15 protein-coding genes are annotated in these 20621 nt (G+C 44.3%); 9 read left to right on the top strand and 6 right to left on the bottom strand.

The window, feature by feature from the left end; translation table 11 throughout:
* Positions 1 to 57: 57 nt before the first annotated feature.
* The 3 genes from AC19MV_RS18870 to argE form a co-directional block, all read right to left on the bottom strand.
* Positions 58 to 597, bottom strand: coding sequence for a YceB family lipoprotein (locus tag AC19MV_RS18870; RefSeq protein WP_498309476.1), 540 nt, complete (start codon positions 595 to 597; stop codon positions 58 to 60).
* A complete protein-coding gene (gene ppc / locus AC19MV_RS18865) occupies positions 594 to 3242 on the bottom strand; it encodes a phosphoenolpyruvate carboxylase (RefSeq protein ID WP_498299705.1) in 2649 nt (882 codons plus the stop codon). The genes AC19MV_RS18870 and ppc overlap by 4 nt, the downstream gene beginning before the upstream one ends.
* Before the next feature lie 152 nt (positions 3243 to 3394).
* Positions 3395 to 4546, bottom strand: coding sequence for an acetylornithine deacetylase (gene argE / locus AC19MV_RS18860; protein ID WP_498309475.1), 1152 nt, complete (start codon positions 4544 to 4546; stop codon positions 3395 to 3397).
* 262 nt (positions 4547 to 4808) lie between these two features.
* Between argE and argC the strand changes: the two genes are divergently transcribed.
* The 8 genes from argC to AC19MV_RS18820 all read left to right on the top strand — a co-directional run bounded on the left by argC (position 4809) and on the right by AC19MV_RS18820 (position 16385).
* Positions 4809 to 5789 (top strand): N-acetyl-gamma-glutamyl-phosphate reductase, encoded by a 981-nt coding sequence (argC, locus tag AC19MV_RS18855; RefSeq protein WP_498299707.1) that lies wholly within the window; start codon positions 4809 to 4811, stop codon positions 5787 to 5789.
* A gap of 30 nt (positions 5790 to 5819) precedes the next feature.
* Positions 5820 to 6599 (top strand): acetylglutamate kinase, encoded by a 780-nt coding sequence (gene argB / locus AC19MV_RS18850; protein ID WP_432403651.1) that lies wholly within the window; start codon positions 5820 to 5822, stop codon positions 6597 to 6599.
* A gap of 14 nt (positions 6600 to 6613) precedes the next feature.
* On the top strand, positions 6614 to 7519 hold the full coding sequence (locus AC19MV_RS18845; RefSeq protein WP_498309473.1) for an ornithine carbamoyltransferase: 906 nt from the start codon (positions 6614 to 6616) through the stop codon (positions 7517 to 7519).
* 109 nt (positions 7520 to 7628) lie between these two features.
* Entirely contained in the window at positions 7629 to 8852 is a 1224-nt protein-coding gene (locus AC19MV_RS18840; protein WP_011635684.1) for an argininosuccinate synthase, read from the top strand.
* A gap of 154 nt (positions 8853 to 9006) precedes the next feature.
* Positions 9007 to 10371, top strand: a complete 1365-nt coding sequence (argH, locus tag AC19MV_RS18835; RefSeq protein ID WP_498309472.1) for an argininosuccinate lyase — start codon at positions 9007 to 9009, stop codon at positions 10369 to 10371.
* A gap of 454 nt (positions 10372 to 10825) precedes the next feature.
* Entirely contained in the window at positions 10826 to 12505 is a 1680-nt protein-coding gene (locus AC19MV_RS18830; RefSeq protein ID WP_498309470.1) for a glucan biosynthesis protein G, read from the top strand.
* Positions 12506 to 12516: 11 nt separating this feature from the next.
* Positions 12517 to 14700 (top strand): glucans biosynthesis glucosyltransferase MdoH, encoded by a 2184-nt coding sequence (gene mdoH / locus AC19MV_RS18825; RefSeq protein ID WP_498309488.1) that lies wholly within the window; start codon positions 12517 to 12519, stop codon positions 14698 to 14700.
* Between the two features lie 236 nt (positions 14701 to 14936).
* Positions 14937 to 16385: an MFS transporter gene (locus tag AC19MV_RS18820; protein WP_498309468.1), complete on the top strand. Its 1449-nt coding sequence runs from the start codon at positions 14937 to 14939 to the stop codon at positions 16383 to 16385.
* A 5-nt stretch (positions 16386 to 16390) separates the two neighbouring features.
* Here the strand turns inward: AC19MV_RS18820 and AC19MV_RS18815 are convergent, their stop codons facing one another.
* The 3 genes from AC19MV_RS18815 to AC19MV_RS18805 all read right to left on the bottom strand — a co-directional run bounded on the left by AC19MV_RS18815 (position 16391) and on the right by AC19MV_RS18805 (position 19021).
* Positions 16391 to 17128 carry a sulfotransferase family protein gene (locus AC19MV_RS18815; RefSeq protein ID WP_498309466.1) on the bottom strand — a complete coding sequence of 246 codons (738 nt, stop codon included), beginning with the start codon at positions 17126 to 17128 and terminating at the stop codon, positions 16391 to 16393.
* A gap of 181 nt (positions 17129 to 17309) precedes the next feature.
* A complete protein-coding gene (locus AC19MV_RS18810; protein ID WP_498309464.1) occupies positions 17310 to 18242 on the bottom strand; it encodes a nucleotidyl transferase AbiEii/AbiGii toxin family protein in 933 nt (310 codons plus the stop codon).
* A gap of 5 nt (positions 18243 to 18247) precedes the next feature.
* Positions 18248 to 19021 (bottom strand): type IV toxin-antitoxin system AbiEi family antitoxin domain-containing protein, encoded by a 774-nt coding sequence (locus AC19MV_RS18805; protein WP_498309462.1) that lies wholly within the window; start codon positions 19019 to 19021, stop codon positions 18248 to 18250.
* 446 nt (positions 19022 to 19467) lie between these two features.
* Between AC19MV_RS18805 and AC19MV_RS18800 the strand changes: the two genes are divergently transcribed.
* A complete protein-coding gene (locus AC19MV_RS18800; protein ID WP_498309460.1) occupies positions 19468 to 20574 on the top strand; it encodes a Fic family protein in 1107 nt (368 codons plus the stop codon).
* Positions 20575 to 20621 lie beyond the last annotated feature (47 nt).

The following is a 20621-nucleotide window of genomic DNA, read 5'->3' as shown; positions in this document are numbered from 1 at the left end:
AAAAGCAGCCACAAAAAAGCACCTCGAGAGGTGCTTTCTGTTACTGCGGAAATAACCTTAAAACTTCACCACTAGTTTGCCCTGTTGTACGGCAATTTCTTTGGTCATTTTAGCCATTAACGCTTGATTACTGTCGCGAGTGTCTAAGGTGTACACAGGCTGGTTTTCAAGATAATTGCGTAAAAATCCCATTAGTTGTGGTGTTGCCTGACTGATGTAACGTTCAATATCTGCAGGTTCAGACTCTACTTTAACTAAGTCTAACTGGCGCAGATAAATACTTTTCGTTTCACTGTCGTACCAAGGTACGGCCTCAAACGTGGTTTTCAATTTTGCATGGATCGGCATCAGTGGGTTGTTAACGGTGATCATGGTCGCTGCTGTTACTGCCATCGTATTTGGCTTAGCGCCTAGCACAACCTGCATATCATTTAGCTTAAGTGATACACCAATTAACTTATTGCCCTGTTTTACCTCAAAATGCATGTCTTTATTAAGGTACTGCTCAATTTCAGACTCGGTGATACTGTACTGACTGGCACAGCCAGTCAGTAACAATAACAATCCAAGTCCAAGGGTTTTAACCAAGGTTATCATCCAGTGTTTCTCATTCCTGCTGCAACGCCGGCAATGGTCAGCATAAGCGCTAGCTGAACATCTGCAGACGGTTCAACTTCTCTACGTGTGCGGGCTAATAGCTCGGTTTGTAAAAAGTTGAGTGGGTCGATATACGGGTTGCGCAGTTTAACAGATTCGCGATTCCAAGGGGTATGCGACATTAGCTCGGTTGTTTGAGTTAATGACAATACTGCATCAATACCCAACTGTAGGCGTTGACGTAGTTTTTCACCTAAATGGTGCAGCTCAGGTTTTACTAAGCACGACTCATAGTATTTGGCTAGATTTGGCTCCGCTTTGGTATACACCATTTCTAGCATTGAAATACGCGTTTCAAAAAACGGCCATTGCGCTTCCATTTCACGTAGCAATTCAAGTTCACCACGATCTGCCGCATCTTGTAATGCTTCACCCGCTCCAAGCCAAGCCGGTAACATTAAACGGTTTTGCGACCAGGCAAAAATCCACGGAATAGCACGTAAGCTTTCAATACCACCGTCGACTTTACGTTTAGCTGGACGACTGCCTAATGGCAGTTTGCCCAGTTCTACTTCTGGAGTTGCTGCGCGGAAGTAAGGCACAAAATCTGGCTCTTCGCGTACAATGCCACGGTAATGTTGTACTGATTCTTCAGCAATACGTTGCATACAATCACGCCATGCTTTTTTAGGCTCAGGCGGTGGTAGTAATGTCGCTTCCATTACTGCAGAGGTATAAAGCGCTAAGCTTTGTACGGCTAATTTTGGTAAACCAAATTTAAAACGGATCATCTCGCCTTGTTCTGTGACGCGGATGCGGCCATCTACTGAACCTGGTGGTTGCGATAAAATTGCTTTATGAGCTGGTCCACCGCCACGGCCAATTGAGCCTCCGCGACCATGGAACAGCATCAATTTCACTTCGGCTTTTTTACACACAGCAACTAATTGCTCTTGAGCACGGTACTGCGCCCAAGCTGCTGCCATTACGCCGGCATCTTTAGCTGAGTCAGAATAGCCAATCATCACCTCTTGCATGCCTTTGGTGTAACCGCGGTACCAATCAATATTCAGTAACGAGGTCATACATGCCGCAGCGCCTTCAAGGTCAGCTAAGGTTTCAAATAACGGTACTACGCGCATTGGATTCGTGCAGCCCGCTTCTTTTAATAGCAACAATACGGTGAGCACATCAGAAGGTTTACTCGCCATTGAGATAACATACGATCCCAATGCATTCGCGGGTTGTTTGGCGACTAAGTTACAAGTTCTGACCACTTCAGCTACATCGTCAGATGGTTTCCAGTTAGCTGGAATTAACGGACGTTTACCGGTTAGCTCGCGTAATAAAAACGCTTGTTTCTCGTTTTCATCCCAATGGTTGTAATCACCCATGCCTAAGTAACGAGTCAATTCTGCAATCACATCGCTGTGACGTGATGCATCTTGACGGATATCTAGGCGCAACATGTGAATACCAAAACAGGCTAGGCGACGTAAAATATCTAATAACAGGCCATTAGCGATTAGCTTCATGCCACAATCGCTTAAGCTTTTATAAAGCAGTTCTAACGGTTTTTGTAAGTCGTCTTTATGCCATATTAACTCGCTGATGTCGGCATCTGGATGCTTACCTTCAAGGCGGGCATTGAGGTAATCAATGGTGTTGCGTAATTGGCAACGTAGCTTACGCAGCACTTCACGGTACGGTTCTTTACTGTGATCTGTTAATGCGGATAACTCTTCATTGGCCTGCTCCATAGACAATTCGCCAAGCAGAGTAACAATGTCTTTTAGGTACAGTCTTGCAGCAGCATGGCGGTTACGGTCTAGCACTTCTTGAGTCACTGTTGACGTCACAAACGGGTTACCGTCGCGATCGCCACCCATCCAGCTTGAAAAGCGCACAGGAGAAACATCAATCGGTAATTGTTGACCGGTTTTTTGTTCTACTTGATCGTTTAGCTGGCGTAAAAAGTCAGGAATGGCTTGCCATAAAGACGTTTCGATAGTGCTTAGACCCCAACGCGCTTCATCAACCGGAGTTGGTCGTTCATTACGGATTTCATTGGTATGCCAAATTTGCGCAATAAGCTGACGTAGTCGAAGGGTGCTTTGTTGACGCTCACGATCGGTCAGTTGGTTGTTTTCTTGCTCGGTTAAGCAATCGACCACCGCGGCATATTTTTGAATCAGTGTGCGACGAGAAATTTCAGTGGGATGCGCCGTTAACACTAAATCAATGTCTAAGTTTTTTAAGCACGCAATCACATCTTTTTTATCTAAGTCTGTATCAAGCATACGTCCAAGTAGTTGTTCTACTGGATCTGGCACGCACACCAATTCGTCGCAATTGCGGCTAATAGTGTGAAATTGTTCTGCGATATTGGCGAGGTTTAAAAATTGGTTGAAGGCTTTTGCAAAAGGCACCAGTTCTTCGTCTGGTAATGCGGTTAATAATGCCAACATTTGATCGCGTGATGCTTCGTCACCCTGGCGAGATTTTTTCGCTAAAATACGAATTTGTTCTACTTTTTCTAAAAATGCGTCGCCTAAATGGTTCTGCATTGTTTCGCCCAATATCTGGCCTAAATGCCCCACATTTGATCGAAGTGACGCATACATATCTGCCGTTTGCTCTGTCATACTTACTCCCGAAAAAAGAACGATTTTGCCAATATCTCTCACATCACAATACCCAGCGTAGTAAAATTGGTCAATACGCTGGCACTGTGTTTTGTAATTTTATTTCGTAAAATTATTACATTTTGCTTTCACATTTAACCAAAATTTGACGGCTATTTAATGCAAGCGTGATAAATCATTTTCTTAATCAGCTCGACCGTTGGCGTTAAGTATTCTAAGCCAATATATTCGTCAGGCTGGTGGGCTTGATTGATGCTTCCTGGGCCCAGTACTAATGTTTGGCAGCCGAGCTTGTTGATATAAGGTGCTTCAGTCGAATAGTTAACCACTTCGGCTTCACTTCCTGATAATTCAGCGACTAACTTGGTCCACGGATTATCTGCCTTTCCTGCAAACGATTCTGCGCCCGGGTACAAAGTACTGACACTAATACTGCCTGGATACTCTTTACTAATGTCTGCTAAGTAGTTCAACACCATTAATTCGAGATCGGCTAACTCCATACCCGGTAACGGACGAATATCTAAGTGCAAATCACAACAACCGCAAATACGGTTAGCCGCATCGCCACCATGTATATGGCCAAAGTTCATGGTTGGATAAGGTACCGTAAATGCATCTTCACGATAGTTTTCACTTAAATGCTGCTTTAGCTTCATTAACTGGCTAATCACTTTATGCATCACTTCAATGGCATTTAGACCACGTGCGGGATCAGATGAATGGCCACTACGACCAATCACGCGGATCCCTTGCGCTAAATGCCCCTTATGCATATAGACAGGCTTTAAGCTGGTGGGTTCACCAATTACTGCATAATCGGGGGCCACAGCCTTAGAGTCGGCAAAGGTTTTAGCACCACTCATGGTGGTTTCTTCATCTGCGCTGGCAAAAATAGTCAGTGGGCGTTTGAATTGATCAAGTGGCATGTCTTTTAGCGCTTCAAGCACTAAAGCAAAAAAGCCTTTCATGTCGCAAGTACCTAAACCGTACCAACGATTGTCTTTTTCAATCATCTCAAATGGACTTTGGCTCCAACGGCCTTCATCAAAGGGTACAGTATCGGTGTGACCAGCAAGTAATAATCCACCTTTTCCTTGGCCAATACGAGCGATTAAATTTTGCTTATTGCGCGAATCTTCAACCGTGGGGGTTTCACAGTCAAAACCCAGCTCACTAAACCAATTTTGCAACAAGTTGATAACTGCATGGTTACTCATATCATGTTCAGCTTCGAGTGCACTGACTGACGGCGCTGCAATCAGCTGTGTAAAACAACTTTTAAGATCTGGTAGTGTGGTCATGGGTTATCCTAAAAAATTATATGTAAAATACTTATTCACATATATTGCATAATTAATATTTCGTGGTAGTCTAGCAAACAGCATTAACCGACACCATAAATAGAACGATAGAAATGAAAATAAACATGCGCTTTCATACTGCTAAAACCACTATATCAATAATCAACGCGAACTTCCTGCGACGATAACCCCAAATTAGACGCTCCCTGTCTAAATAAGCTATGCTGACTCTTTATCTCACTACTCAAAAGAAATCAAACTTATGAAAAGCATCGCAATTATTGGCGCTAGTGGATACACAGGCGCACAAATTACTTCATTGATTAATGCCGACAGTAACCTTTCGGTTCAAGGCTTATATGTGTCGGAAAACAGTTTAGACAAAGGCCGTAAATTAGCCGACTTGTACCCTACATACAGTCATATGGCTTATACGCTTTCTCCACTGACAGATGAAGCAAAACAACAAATTGTAGACCAAGCCGATGGCGTGGTCCTCGCGACTGAACATTCAGTGAGCTTAGAGTTAGCAGCATGGTTTTATAAAAAAGGTTTAGCGGTATTTGACTTAAGTGGCGCTTACCGTTTTGCAGATGTGGCGCAATACCCTAAGTGGTACGGCTTTGAACACACTCATCCAGACGTGCTAGCTGAAGCGGTTTACGGTTTAGCTGAGTGGAATGCTGAAAAAATCAAGCACACCAGAATGATAGCCGTAGCGGGTTGTTACCCTACAGCATCATTAACCGCGTTAAAGCCGCTTAAGCCTTTTTTAACGGAGATGTACCCAGTTATTAATGCGGTCAGTGGTGTTACCGGAGCGGGCCGTAAAGCGCAATTACACACTAATTTCTGCGAAGTCAGCCTAACGCCATACGGTGTCTTAGGTCATCGTCATCAACCAGAAATTGCTACTCATCTGGGCCAAGAAGTTATTTTTACACCGCATTTAGGCAACTTTAAACGCGGTATTTTAGCCACTATTACGGTGCAGCTAAAACCAGGTACAACAGAAGCCGATATTGAAAAAGCGTATAGCGTTTATGACAGCTCACCCATTGTTACCGTTAAGCACAACATGTTTCCTAAAGTCGATGATGTCGTGCATACGCCTAACTGTCATCTAGGGTGGAAATATGATGCTAACAGCGGTTATTTAGTGGTCGCCAGCGCGATAGACAATTTAATGAAAGGTGCTGCTAGCCAAGGGCTACAGTGCATTAAAATCCATTTCGGTGTGTAATTAACTCGCATTAGTAAAGGAATCAACATAATGGCTACAAAATCAGTATTAGTCCTAAAAGTGGGTGGCGCATTACTACAATGCGAAATGGGTATGGCGCGTTTAATGACAGCCACAGCCGAAATGCTTGCCGCTGGCCAACAAGTCATATTAGTTCATGGCGGTGGTTGTTTGGTTGACGAGCAATTAACCGCTAACGGCAAAGAAACCGTTAAATTAGACGGTTTACGTGTTACGCCAGCAGATCAAATCCCTATTATTGTTGGCGCGCTAGCAGGTACCTCAAACAAAATTTTACAAGCCGCAGCTGCTAAAGCTGGCATTGTTAGCGTAGGCATGAGCTTAGGTGATGGCAATGTGGTTACCGCTAAAATCAAAGATGAACGTTTAGGGCTGGTGGGCGAAGTTGAGCCCAAAGATGCCACCTACTTAAACTTTATTTTAAACCAGGGTTGGATGCCTATTTGCAGTTCGATTGCTATTTCTAGCCAGGGCGAAATGTTAAACGTTAACGCCGACCAGGCCGCAACAGCGTTAGCAAAATTAGTGAACGGCACGTTAGTGCTATTGTCAGACGTATCGGGTGTATTAGACGGTAAAGGTCAATTAATTCATAGTTTAAACAAAAGCGAAATTGAACATCTTGTTGCCCAAGGGGTGATTGAAAAAGGCATGAAAGTCAAAGTAGAAGCCGCATTAGAAGTCGCTCAATGGATGGGTAAACCCGTGCAAGTGGCTTCATGGCGCGACGCCGAACAATTAAAAACCTTAGTCAAAGGTGGGTCCGTCGGGACTCAAATACAACCTTAATGGAGTAGAAGTATATGCAGCACCTATTGTCGATAAAAGAGTTAACTCAATCTCAGCTTTTAGCCATTCTTGAACTGGCTAAAAAAATTAAGAATAACCCAGCTGAGTACCGTCGCGCCTTAGATGGTAAAAGCGTTGTGATGTTGTTTGAAAAACCATCACTGCGCACCCGAGTCAGCTTTGATATTGGCATTAATAAATTAGGTGGCCACTGCTTATACTTAGACCAACAAAATGGTGCGTTAGGTCAGCGTGAAACGGTCGCTGATTTTGCGACAAACATTTCATGCTGGGCCGATGCCATTGTGGCAAGAACATACTCGCACACCACCATTGAGCAATTAGCTAAACATGGCAGTGTACCGGTCATTAATGCCTTGTCTGATCTGTATCATCCATGCCAGGCGTTAGCTGACTTTTTAACATTATCTGAGCAGTTTGATGATGTAAGCCAAGCAAAACTGGCTTATGTTGGTGATGGTAATAATGTCACTCATTCGTTGATTTATGGTGCAGCGATTTTGGGCATGACCATGACAGTGATTTGTCCTGAAGGGGCATTCCCTGATGCACTGATCGTGACTGAAGCTCAAGCGTTAGCAAAGCAAAATGGTGGCAAGTTAACCCTAAGTGCAGACATTAATGCCATTGAAGGCCATGATGCTATTTACACCGACACCTGGATTTCTATGGGTGATGAAACCCCGCTTGCTGACATTAAAGCCCGTTTTGCACCGTACCAAGTAAATAGTGAGCTCATGGCTCAAGCTGGCGCTAAATTCTTTATGCATTGCTTACCTGCACACCGTGGTGTGGAAGTGACCGATGAAGTGATGGATGGTGAAGGTTCATTGATTTTACATCAAGCAGAAAACCGCATGCATGCACAAAATGCAGTATTAGTGACCTTATTAAGTTAGTCGCACTATTAACTTAGTCACCTTACTTAAGTGATTCAAAAATTAAGGCAATAATGCCGTAGGCGTTATTAACATTGACCATATACGAAATCGATTTTAGGAAATAAACATGTCTAATGCAGTGAAAAAAACCGGTGTTAAAAAAGTGGTATTGGCGTACTCAGGTGGTTTAGATACTTCGGCTATTATCCCATGGTTAAAAGAAACCTATGACGACTGCGAAATCATCGCATTTTGTGCCGATGTAGGCCAAGGCGAAGAAGAGCTCGTTGGCTTAACAGAAAAAGCTTTAGCGTCAGGAGCTTCTGAGTGCCATATCGTCGACCTTAAAGAAGAATTTGTTGCCGATTACATCTACCCAACTATCGCAACGGGTGCTATTTACGAAGGTACCTACTTGCTAGGAACGTCAATGGCGCGTCCTATTATTGCTAAAGCGCAAGTCGAAGTGGCCCGTAAAGTGGGCGCCGACGCGGTATGTCATGGTTGTACTGGTAAAGGTAACGACCAAGTCCGTTTTGAAGGTTGTTTTGCAGCATTAGCACCAGACTTAAAAGTGATTGCACCTTGGCGTGAGTGGGAAATGCGTAGCCGTGAAGATTTATTGGCTTACCTTGCTGAACGTGATATCAAAACTAGCGCATCAGCAACCAAAATTTACAGCCGTGATGCAAACGCATGGCACATTTCGCACGAAGGTGGCGAGTTAGAAGATCCATGGAACGAGCCATCAAAAGGCGTGTGGACATTAACAGTAGCACCAGAAGATGCGCCAAATGAACCTGAATATGTCTCGTTAGCGGTTAAACATGGTCGCGTGACTCATGTTAACGATGAAGCATTATCGCCATATGCCGCACTCATGAAGCTAAATGACATTGCTGGCAAACACGGTGTAGGTCGTATCGACATTACCGAAAACCGTTTAGTGGGCATGAAGTCTCGTGGTTGTTACGAAACACCAGGCGGCACCGTGATGTTTGCTGGTCTGCGTGCCATTGAAGAATTGGTTTTAGATAAAACCAGCCGTACCTGGCGCGAACAGATTGCTGGCCAAATGTCGCATTTAGTTTACGACGGTCGTTGGTTTACGCCTTTATGTAAATCACTTATCGCAGCGTCAGAATCATTAGCAGAATCTGTTAACGGTGATGTCGTTATTAAGCTATACAAAGGTCAGGCGACAGCTGTTAAAAAGCGTTCGCCAAACAGCTTGTATTCAGAATCTTTTGCCACCTTTGGTGAAGATGACGTGTATGACCAGAAGCATGCTGAAGGCTTTATCCGTTTGTACTCTTTAGCAAGTCGTATTCGTGCGTTAAACACTAAATAAGGTTTACGCCAATACCATTTAAGGCGCTGCGAAGCGCCTTTCTTATAATGACTTTTGGATAATCTAAAGAGTCATCACAAGAAAGAAAATACTTAACACCTATATTATTGAACAGCCAGTTCTTAAAACAATTTTCAACACAGAGGATACCGACATGGCGTTATGGGGCGGAAGATTTCAGGGCGAAACCAGTGCACTTTTTAAGTTATTTAATGACTCATTGCCAGTTGATTATCGCTTATTTGAACAAGACGTTGTCGGCTCAATTGCATGGGCAGACGCCATTGCCAGCGTAGGGATTATTACCGCGCAAGAATGCACAGATTTAAAAGCGGCGTTAAATGAATTGCTGGTGGAGGTGGGTAATGATCCACAAGCCATTATCAGTAACGGCGCAGAAGACATTCACAGCTTTGTTGAGCAAAAGCTGATTGCCAAAGTTGGCGACTTAGGTAAAAAACTCCACACGGGTCGTTCACGTAACGACCAGGTCGCGACTGATTTAAAATTGTGGTGCAAAAAAGAAGGTGCTGCATTACTAGCACGCCTAGGCACTTTGCATGCAGAGTTGATAGCATTAGCCGAGCGTGAAGTCGATGCGGTTATGCCGGGTTACACTCACTTACAGCGTGCACAGCCAGTGACTTTTGGCCATTGGGCGCTAGCCTATGTAGAAATGTATGAGCGCGACATTAGCCGCCTGCAAGATGCATTAAGCCGTGCTGATTCATGTCCGCTAGGTTCTGGCGCACTCGCTGGTACAGCTTACCCGATTGATCGCCATGCATTAGCGTCAGCATTAAACTTTGCTCGCCCAACCTTAAACAGTTTAGACAGCGTGTCGGATCGCGACCATGTGGTTGAATTGTGTAGCGCGGCGTCAATCAGCATGATGCACTTAAGCCGTATGGCAGAAGACTTAATTTTCTTTAACTCTGGCGAAGCTAATTTTATCTCACTAGCAGATGAAGTCACTTCTGGCTCATCACTGATGCCACAAAAGAAAAACCCAGATGCGTTAGAGCTTATCCGTGGTAAAACAGGCCGAGTATATGGCAGCTTAATGGGTATTTTAACCACCATGAAAGCCTTGCCACTGGCTTACAACAAAGACATGCAAGAAGATAAAGAAGGCTTGTTTGATGTGGTTGACAGCTGGGCCATTTGTTTAGACATGGCGGCATTAGTATTGTCGGGCTTAAAAGTAAATCGTCCACAAGCCTTGGTAGCCGCTCAGCAAGGTTATGCTAACGCAACCGAATTAGCAGATTATCTTGTGGCTAAAGGCATGCCGTTTCGTGAAGCGCACCATGTCGTGGGCGAGGTGGTGGTATTTGCCATTGCTCAGCAAAAGCCGATTGAAGAATTAAGCGTGGTAGAGCTGCAAAAATTTGCCAAAGTGATCAGCGATGACGTGTATCCAAACCTTACCATTGAAGCGTGTTTAGAAAAGCGTGACGTATTAGGTGGCACCGCCATCAATCAAGTGCAAGCAGCAATAGCGGCTAAAAAAGCGTAATTTTTTAACGAGTCAGTTGTGAATGAAGCCCTGTTGCTAAACCCAACAGGGCTTTTTGTTTGTGGAGTCATCCATTGATTTGGCAATTGATGATATTTATTTTCAATAACTTGAGCTTCAATAGTGGCAAAAGGCGGTGTCGAATGCTATGCGGATCATTTGCCTAAAAGCGCACACTGAAGTCAGAATGGGCATAACAGCTAACCGTTTGCCTTTTTTCGTAAAAGGCGGTGCAGTAGCAATCAATAACGTGATTTTTTACGTTATATTTTGATATATGATTAGATTAAAATGTTATAGGCGGCAATGGGTTTTATTGATGAATACTTGTGCAATTTTTTGGCGTTCTGATATCGTTCGCGAAATAGAGCATAGGGTTGTGTACCAAGATATTTTGCCGCAATAACCGCTCTGAAACTCGCATATTAACGCTGTATTTTTTAGGTAGCCTATTATGGTTAGCTTACTGAGTTGTCGTACTTCGGTCTCATCTCACATTGCAAAAAAAGCGCTAACGCGTTTGTCGTTAGCCATGGCCGCAGGGCTTTGTTTTAATCTTGCCGCACAAGAACCTACTCCACCGATTACCACACCCACATCGCCTAGCGTGACCATACCGCTGCAAACCTATGCAGATGAACAAGCGATAGTTAAATCACCTAATAATCTGAACATAGAAACCAAAGTGCGTTTTGCTAAAACAGCTAACTTTGATTCTGATTCAGTGGTTAAAATTGCGCGTAAATTAGCGCAAAAGCCATATGTAGAACTTAAAGACCCATTACCACCAGGGTTAGCCAAAATATCTTATGATGAATATCGCGATATTCGCTTTAAGCCAGATGCCTCAATTTGGAAAGCCGAAGGCTTACCATATCAAATGCAGTTATTTCATCGGGGTTTTTATTTCCAGGACTTAATTGAAATTGCTTTGGTTGAAGGTAAACAAGCCACCCATTTAGCCTATAACTCAGAGTTCTTTACTGCAGGTGATGTGTTAAGTCAGCGTTTACCGACCCAGGATATTGGCTATTCGGGTTTACGTATTCATTACCCATTAAATACCCCTGCGTATTTTGATGAATTAATGGTATTCCAAGGCGCGAGTTATTTCCGTGCATTAGGTAAAGGCAGCGATTATGGCTTGTCTTCAAGAGGGTTAGCGTTAAATACAGCTGAACCAGAAGGCGAAGAGTTTCCTATATTTCGTGCCTTTTGGGTTGAACGCCCAAACAGTGACAGTAACTTAATTGTGGTGCATGCGTTACTCGACAGTCCAAGCGTTGCTGGGGCATACCGATTTTCAGTGAGACCTGGCGACAACACTCATATCGATGTCGAAGCAACGCTATTTCCACGTGTGGATTTAGTTAAAGTTGGCTTAGCGCCAAGCACCAGTATGTTTTTACATTCTATGAATGGCCGTCAAAACACCGATGACTTTAGGCCAGAAGTGCATGATTCTGATGCGCTATTGATCTTAAATGGTCGCGGCGAGCGTTTATGGCGTCCGCTTGCTAATCCAAAGCAATTGCAAGTCAGTGCCTTTATGGACAACTCGCCGCAAGGGTTTGGTTTAATTCAACGTGAACGTAGTTTTGATGCGTATCAAGATCTCGAAGCCCATTATGAGCGTCGTCCAAGTTTATGGGTTGAACCGGTCGGCAATTGGGGCGCAGGTGAGGTGGTGTTAACCGAAATTCCAACCGACTCTGAAATTCATGACAACATCGTCAGTTACTGGAAACCGAAACAACCTATTGCCGCCGGTAGCGAGTTTCATTTTACTTATCGATTAATTTGGGGCAGCGAGCCTGAAGTTGACGATGGCACGGTTATTGTTGCTCGCACCGCCAGTGGCCGCGCTGAAATAGCCAAAGCGACACCGAGACGTTTGTTTGTTATCGATTATCAAGTGAAAGAAGGCAATAACGATGAAATCCCGGTCGCCAAAGTGCAGAGTTCAGCCGGCTCGGTAACCAATGTGGTGGTGTCTCGTCAGCCTAAAACCAATGGTTATCGTTTGGCGTTTGAAATGGACCCACAAGATGCTGAATTGATTGAATTGCGCGCCGAGCTTAAATTTACAGGCCCACGAGATGTCGAAACCTGGCTTTATCGCTGGACGCTTTAAGCATGAACACGATGCAAACTGAGTTCGATACAAATGCTACCGAGCCTACATTGGTCGGTGGTGCAGCCATGCCATTAGAGCGACCAAGCCCAATGGAAGCACAAAGTTTACGTGCGCTGTCCGATGGCATGCCACGTAAAAGTATTCTTGCCAATGGCGTAAAGTCAGACGGATTACGTCGTCTGTTAGTAGTTGGCAGCGCGTTTATTATGTCGGTTATGGCCATTTACGAAATGGTGTCGGTATTTAATGTCGGCGGCGTAACGCCGCTGGAATACATTGTTTTAGTGTTGTTTGCGGTTAACTTTTGTTGGATTGCTTTGGCATTTAGTGGCGGCATTGCCGGCTTTATTATGCTCCTTAAAAAGCCTGTTGCAGAAACTGCCGAAAGCATAAAGCTGCATACCCGCACCGCGATATTAATGCCGACTTATAACGAGTCACCTGATCGCGTTTTTGCCGCGGTTGAGGTGATGGCGATGGCATTAGTTACGTCGGGCGAAAGCCATGTGTTTGACTGGTTTATATTAAGCGACACTACCGACCCCGATATTGCGTTGGCAGAAGAGCAGGCGTTTTTGATTTTGCGCCATAAAGTGAGCAAAGATGCGCGGGTGTATTACCGCCGTCGCCGTAAAAATGATGCCCGTAAAGCCGGTAATGTGGCCGACTTTTGCAAACGCTGGGGCGCCAGATACGATCACTTGTTGGTGTTAGACGCCGACAGCTTAATGGAAACTCATACCATTGTTAGTTTGGCGAGACGGATGCAGGCAGATCCTGACGCAGGGCTTATCCAAACCATTCCTTACCTTGTCAATGGCAACACGCTTATGGCACGGTTACAACAGTTTGCGGCGCGGATTTACGGGCCAGTGATTGGTACAGGTTTGTCTTGGTGGGCGCATAAAGAAGGTAACTTTTGGGGCCACAATGCCATTATCCGCACCCAAGCTTTTATGAGCGCAGCGGGCTTACCGCATTTAGCCGGTAAACCGCCTTTTGGTGGCCATATTATGAGCCACGACTTTGTTGAGGCCGCGCTCATTCGGCGTGCTGGTTGGAGCGTAGTGATTGCTGCAGACCTTCCAGGGTCTTACGAAGAATGCCCACCGTCTATTGTCGATTTAGCAGTGCGCGATCGTCGTTGGTGCCAAGGTAATTTACAACACACGCGAATATTGTTTAGTAAAGGATTGCATTGGGTCAGCCGCTTACATTTACTCACAGGGATAATGGCGTATTTGTCATCGCCATTCTGGTTAATGCTGATTTTGTCGGGTTTAATGCTGGCACTACAGGCACACTTTATTCGCCCAGAATATTTTACCGACCAGTTTTCGCTATTCCCCACCTGGCCAGTCATGGACTCCGACCGTGCGTTACGGTTGTTCTATATCACCATGGGCATATTGTTTGGTCCAAAAATCCTTGGTGTCATATTGTTATTGAAAAATAACATCATGAGTAAGCAGTTAGGTGGCAGAGGCAAAGCCATGATTAGCGTAATAATCGAAGTGATATTGTCTGCACTGATTGCGCCAATAATGATGCTGATCCACTGCGGTGCGGTGATGTCTATTTTAGCCGGCCGCGACAGTGGTTGGTCGCCACAACGTCGTGACGACGGTAGCTTACCTTGGCTAACATTGATTTATCGTCATCGTTGGCACATGTTAATGGGTGCGTTATTGGGTTACGCCGCAGTGCTTGATTCGCTTACCTTATTGGCGTGGATGAGCCCAGCGCTAATTGGTTTATGGCTTGCTGTGCCGCTTTCTGCCATGACCGGTTCAGAGCGCTTTGGTTTATGGGTAAAAAGCTTAGGTATTTTGGCCACGCCAGAAGAGGTAAGCGCACCGCAACTTAGCGTAGACTCGCAAGCGCGTCGTGCCGAATATGTGCAAGCGATTGCTGAGCCGTGGACTTTATATCGATTGCTGCAAGACGCTGAGCTCATGGCATTACATTTAGCCGTTATCGACAAAAAACCGCATCGTTTAGCGGGTTCAGCCGTTGAGTCGCTAGAAGCCATTACCCGAGTTAAAGTGCAAGAGGCCCAGTGCCAACACAATATAGCCAGCCTATTTACCCGCCAAGAGTTGGCGTATTTACTGGGTAACCCATTATTGTTAAAACAGTTACAAAAGCTGCCAGAACAATCGGAGTCTGAAGGGTTAGTGTCGTTTTGTTAAGTAAAAGCGTTATTGATTGTTGATGTGCAAAAAGCCCTGTCGATTTATATCGACAGGGCTTTTGTGTTTAAGGAGCTTATACCAGCACAGTGCGCACTTATGCTTACAATCACAATAGTGGATTATGTGATCGCCATAGATTGTTAGCTGGGCACTTATCAGCCATAATTTTAAACACTGACGTAAACCCATAACCTTAATCAGTTACTTATCAATGGCGTGCATTCAAACCTCTTATGGCTTTAGAACCTTCGTTTAGCAATACTAATCCTTGTTCGCGCAGTCGTGACAGACTGTCGTGGCTTCGATGCACGCTACGTCGCAGCCAGCAAGAGGCTGTTGCCTCGTCAACCATGACCGCTACCAGTGATAACTTTTTTAATGCTTATGCGATTTTTTTAGGCGCCAGTTTAGGCCAAATGGGCTGGGTAACAGGCTTGCCGCAATTGTTTGGTTCATTAGCGCAGTTATTGTCTGTGTGGTTGGCGAGTCATTTTAGTCGTCGGCAATTTATTGTGGTTTGCGCCGCGCTGCAAGCTGTTGTGGTATTGGGTATGGGTGCGCTGGCGGCATTTAGGCCCGAAAATGCCGTATGGCTATTTATCGGCTTAGCGGTGTTATACCAAGGATTTATTAATTTAATTCAGCCACATTGGCGTGCCTGGATGGGCATGATAGTACCGCAGCGCCGCCGTGGTGCTTTTTTTGCGTCTCGTACCCGTTTAACTATGATGGCTTCGCTAAGTGTGTTTTTTGTCGGTGGCGGCATATTAACGCTAACCGACTCAGTTCAGATGGCGTGGTTAGGCTTTAGCTTGCTGTTTTCGATTGCCTCAATGGGGCGTTTTGCTTCAGCCTGGTTGCTGTTGCAAATGCACGACCCAGAACCGCGAGCGGCCAAAGCGTCTGGGGTGTTTAGCCAAACCCTATATAACTTTCGCCAGGCGTGGAAAGACAAAACCTTCCGTCATTACAGTTTATTTGTGGCGGGTATGCAGTGCATGGTGGCCATATCGGCACCGTTTTTTGCGGTATACATGCTAGAAGACCTGCACTTTACCTATTTTGAATTTGTGTTATCGAGCGTCGCCTCTATCTTTACTCAATTTATTACCTTGCGTTTTTGGGGCCGCTTTAGCGACCTGTACGGTAATCGGTTAGTGATGATGATTACCAGCTGCCTCATTCCGAGTTTGCCGTTATTGTGGCTGTTCTCTGATAACTATTTATACATTCTCGCCATTCAAGCTTTTTCCGGTTTAGCCTGGAGCGGCTTTACCTTAAGTACTGCGAATTATCTTTATGATATTCGACCTTTTCGCAGTGATTTTGCTACTTACGCAGCATTACAGGCGGCATTAAGTGCCGGTTTTGTATTTATTGGTGCGATGTTGGGAGGCGTTATTGCCTCGTATGCCGAAGCGTTTTTAATCTGGACAGGTTTAAATACTTGGTTAACCAACCCAATATTTTTAGTGTTTATGATATCGACCATCATGCGATCGCTGGTGGCATTGTGGTTTATTCCGCGCTCCGTAGAACCCAAAGCGCGTCCAAGGCCTGAACTGCTTACCCTTATTTTCCGTATCCGTGGCTTTAACGCTATTTCGGGTGTCAGCCTAGACTGGCTTACAGTGGCCAAGAAAAAGCGCGCTAAAGATAACGCGCAGGATAAAGATAAGTAACGCTTCTAATCGAGGCGGTAATCAAAAAACTTACGCTTGTCAGGGCCAGATGCATTGGCGCTGATTTTATTGGGATGTTTATATTCATCCCAACTAGCCACATTACGGCCCATGTTTAATTGTGGAAAGTTCAGTTGTGGGCCATTTAGCTGCGAACATTCAGCCTCATTTGCCAGAGGTAAGCCGATAAACAGCAATAGGGCAGTAAGGCTACCTGCAACGCTTATATCAATGGATATAAAGTCATTTCGGCCAGCAAAATAGCTCAACACTTGCTGCTGGTGGCGCTGATAACAAGCCGTTAAGTGGACTTCATCTGCTACATCTTCAACCTGCCATATATCAAAGCAATGATTAAAACTGCGCTTCATCACCGGATGAAAGCGGCCATTGTCTTTGTCTAAATGCACCATCATTCGGCCAAGCAACATTTGCATCGACGGCAACCACTTATCTAATGGCCTGTCTAAATAAACAAACTTAGCGTTGGGGAATAATCTGTCAAGCTGCTGATAATCACTAAAACACGGCGCGTCAGACACCGCATCGGCCAGCATAAACGCCTGCTTGGTAAACGCCTGGTGAGCAACCGTTAATCCCTGTTCAAGTAATGCCACACTCACACTAGTGGTGCCCGTACGCGGCAGGCCGATAATAAATACTTTATTAGCCTGTTCATTTTTCAAAGTGGGTTTTGGCATCGTTGAGGATAATTTAGTCGGTTCAGTCAGTTTGGATGTCATTTATTACAGTCGCATTGGGTTATTGAAATTGAAGGTTATTGAATCAATAAATGATTATAACGAAATGCCAGCCAAGGTGTTATTGAGTTTGCTAATGAGAGTAATGAGGCAATAAACAACTTTATTCGCCTCAGTTTGTGAGGCGAATAAATTGCTATTTTCAACAAATTGAATGCTTAAATTAAACTGGAGTAGCGGGCTTGGTAGCAAGAACTCTTTTAAGCCGGTCATAAGCATATGCATGCTTATCTGGAGGCATCTTAGTAAAGTTTTGCTGCTTCCAAAGTATGGCGGGTAATTGTTCTACACCGGAAAGTCCAAGCAGTGACCAGTTGGGTGATCGGTTTTTGAATGACAATAAGAATGCTCGCTCTTCTCGTGTTAGCGAGATGTTTATTATTTTCACTAACTGTTCCCGTGCAGCCTCAAGCTCTGTCTGTGGGATATCGTATTCAGCCATGTTAATAAATTCACCTCGATACACATCTGAGATGTCTTTAAAATGAGGATTTAGTAGTTCGGCGATTGGGCGAGGGTGACTTATAATATATACCAGTAGTGCTTTACGCAGTTCATCGGTAAGCCCTTCGTTATCAAGTAATTGCTTTATGTCGAAAAGATCTCTTGGATGTTGGCGATCGAGCGCCGCACAAATCTTACCCGCATACAGATCGGCAAAGCTCACAACTACCATTTCAGCAAAACCAAATTCATCTTCAACAGCTTCATTCACAGAAATGAGTTTTGACTCGTAAACTGTCCCACGTAGAACTGGAGAAAGCTCTATTTTAATTTGAACACCATTTCGTTCGACTAATAGACGTAGCGCATCAATTTTATCTTGGTATGAACGAATAACGCGGGTGTTATCGATGCTGTTTATAATGGATGAAGCTAATGTATCTAAGTTCTCTTTAATTGTCAGTAAGGCTTGTTGCCTTGCCATCATGGGCAGGAATACCAGATCAATATCAACGGAAAGCCTTGGAAAGTCACGTACAAACAAATTGATTGCTGTCCCTCCTTTAAGAGCAAAGCAATCGTGCTGGGCAACAAAGGGTATAACTTGTAGTAACAGTTGGACCTGTCGATAGTAATGGCTTTTTCTATCCATCTTGGTTACATCTCCTTGGGTATAGTGATTTGCCAAGTTGGCTCTAGTTTGCCGTTTTGTGCGATAAGTCGCTTGCCTGTTCCTAGGTCATATTGTTCAGGTGTCAGATACTTAAACCAGGCATGTTGTTGTCTATTTGCCAGCCAAAGAAATAGCCGTTTAATTTTGATGCTGCAGCAGGCTTTAAGTAAGACATCCAACTTACGTGGTGAAAGGTTGCTCAACCCCTGCATAATTTGATCCGCGTGTTCAAAACTAGTGTGTTGGGGCACTGTGGTTAAGAGCTCAAGAATCGCTTTTTCTGGACAAGAATAAAAAAGCGGAGGGAGTGCTTCTCTCCACGTGTTTTGTCGTAGATATTGACTATTGAGCATCAGTGTTTCTGGCCATATACGTTTTGTGCCATGCCATTCAAATTCTGCTGAAATATCGATTCTGTCCAGCCAGCGAGGTAATGCGGAATTAGAATAAAGCTGTATTTTAGGTTTATCGCCGATAGACACATAATGCCCTAAACCCTCAAGCTCTAACGCTGTTAAGCCGCCCACATGAATAGGACTATCTGACATGCGTTGTACAGAAGCAACAAGACCTTTCCAGGAGAGATTTGCCTCCAGTCTTACATAAACCCCAGCGGTGAGGGGAATTAAAGTTCGGCTACGTACAGCATTGTCCAGAAAGTGCAGGCTGAGCCCTTGTGCTTCAAGCCATGGTTTTGTGGCTACCATATCCAAAGGCAGTGCATTCTGTAGTTGTGTTCTGGCTTTAGTATTCAGCATGTTTGACTATCGCATCTGGTTTGATTAGGTTTAAATATACGTTGATTATTGACGTGTTTTGTTCATTATTCAAACTTTATTATCTATAAAAGTTTAAGTTTTGTCATTTGCACGTTAATCATTGCCGTAAAAGTTTAGTTTTCCAAACTAAGTTTTTTTACTTTTCAACGTTAGTTTAGAGCCAGCAAGATGTGGTGATAAAGATAAATCAGTCAGCTTAGATGTCATTAACTTGCTATCGCTTCGGGGTTGTTCTGTCGGTAAATGATTATACCGAAATGGCCATTTAACGTGTTATAGAGGTGACTAGTACTGTTATGAGGCAATTAATACACTTATTCGCCTCATAGTATGAGGCGAATAAATTGCTATTTGCCTCATTTGATGAGTAGAATCGCTTAGTGTTCGCATCAAAAAATATTTTAGTCAGTTAAATAGAGGTCATTATGTGGATTTGGCAGCAACAACAATGGCCAGAGTTTGTATGGGATAATACTCGTATAAGTGCATTATTGAGGCAAATTCAATTTAACCAAGGTTTGCTGCTGGGTAAAATAGGTTCTGAATCCGCTAGTCAATGGACACTCGATACCATGCTGGCCAATATTGTTCATTCAAGTGCTATTGAAGGTGAAAAGCTTAACGCATTTTCTGTCCGTTCCTCTCTGGCGAATAAGCTTGGCGTGAGTGAAGAAAAACCTTATCCCACCACGACGCAAACTGATGGTTTAGCAGATATCACCTTAGATGCGCTACAAAACTGGCAACAACCGCTGAGCTTAATGCGGATTCTAGATTGGCATGCAATGTTGTTTCCAGAAAACCAAACGGGGTTTAATCCTGTTGTTGGCGGTAAGTTACGTGGTAACGAGCCTATGCAAGTGGTATCGGGCCGTTTAGACAAACCTACTGTTCATTTTGAAGCGCCTCCTCGAGATACGCTAGACCAAAGTTTAACGGAGTTTATTGAGTGGTTTAATCAATCACGAAAACAGGCTGACCTTGATCCGCTAGTACGAGCAGCCATCACTCATTTGTGGTTTGTCACCTTGCATCCGCTTGATGATGGTAATGGACGTATAACGCGTTTACTCACCGACTTAGCACTCGCGCAAGCTGAGCATCGCTCGATTCATTTTTACACAATGTCAGTTAGTATTCTTGAGCGACGCAAAGCCTATTACGCAATATTAGAGTCTACCCAGCAAGGTGGCTTAGATATCACACCTTGGTTGCTGTGGTTTTTAGACACCTTAAATGACGCTATTCAACACACGCTCAATATCATTGAGCAAACTACTGCTAAAACCCAGTTTTGGCGTCGAGTTGAGCAACACTTACTCACTCCAGCGTTAACCACAGAACAAGTGAAAGTGCTGAATAGGTTACTCGATGGTGACTTTAATGATGGGATAAGCAGTAGCCAATATCAAAAAGTCGCTAAAGTCAGCCGCGCCACTGCCACCCGACATTTGGCTCAACTTGTGGATCAACAGTGTTTGGTCAAGACTGGCGCGGGTGGTAGAAGTACAAGATATGTGTTGTTGGTGTGAGTTAAATCTTAATATGTGACTTATAGTCCGTAGACTCATTGTCTACA

The organism is Shewanella sp. MF05913, assembly GCF_059758095.1.
The sequence above is the reverse complement of the archived record's forward strand: the minus strand, read 5'-3'. Positions and strand labels throughout refer to the sequence as shown.

Coding starts and splice junctions, on each gene's coding strand:
- argH (WP_498309472.1), top strand. CDS start 9,007: ATGGCGTTATGGGGCGGAAGATTTCAGGGCGAAACCAGTGCACTTTTT.
- AC19MV_RS18805 (WP_498309462.1), bottom strand. CDS start 19,021: ATGCTGAATACTAAAGCCAGAACACAACTACAGAATGCACTGCCTTTG.
- ppc (WP_498299705.1), bottom strand. CDS start 3,242: ATGACAGAGCAAACGGCAGATATGTATGCGTCACTTCGATCAAATGTG.
- AC19MV_RS18840 (WP_011635684.1), top strand. CDS start 7,629: ATGTCTAATGCAGTGAAAAAAACCGGTGTTAAAAAAGTGGTATTGGCG.
- AC19MV_RS18845 (WP_498309473.1), top strand. CDS start 6,614: ATGCAGCACCTATTGTCGATAAAAGAGTTAACTCAATCTCAGCTTTTA.
- AC19MV_RS18830 (WP_498309470.1), top strand. CDS start 10,826: ATGGTTAGCTTACTGAGTTGTCGTACTTCGGTCTCATCTCACATTGCA.
- AC19MV_RS18815 (WP_498309466.1), bottom strand. CDS start 17,128: ATGACATCCAAACTGACTGAACCGACTAAATTATCCTCAACGATGCCA.
- mdoH (WP_498309488.1), top strand. CDS start 12,517: ATGCAAACTGAGTTCGATACAAATGCTACCGAGCCTACATTGGTCGGT.
- argE (WP_498309475.1), bottom strand. CDS start 4,546: ATGACCACACTACCAGATCTTAAAAGTTGTTTTACACAGCTGATTGCA.
- AC19MV_RS18870 (WP_498309476.1), bottom strand. CDS start 597: ATGATAACCTTGGTTAAAACCCTTGGACTTGGATTGTTATTGTTACTG.
- AC19MV_RS18820 (WP_498309468.1), top strand. CDS start 14,937: ATGGCTTTAGAACCTTCGTTTAGCAATACTAATCCTTGTTCGCGCAGT.
- AC19MV_RS18810 (WP_498309464.1), bottom strand. CDS start 18,242: ATGGATAGAAAAAGCCATTACTATCGACAGGTCCAACTGTTACTACAA.
- AC19MV_RS18800 (WP_498309460.1), top strand. CDS start 19,468: ATGTGGATTTGGCAGCAACAACAATGGCCAGAGTTTGTATGGGATAAT.
- argB (WP_432403651.1), top strand. CDS start 5,820: ATGGCTACAAAATCAGTATTAGTCCTAAAAGTGGGTGGCGCATTACTA.
- argC (WP_498299707.1), top strand. CDS start 4,809: ATGAAAAGCATCGCAATTATTGGCGCTAGTGGATACACAGGCGCACAA.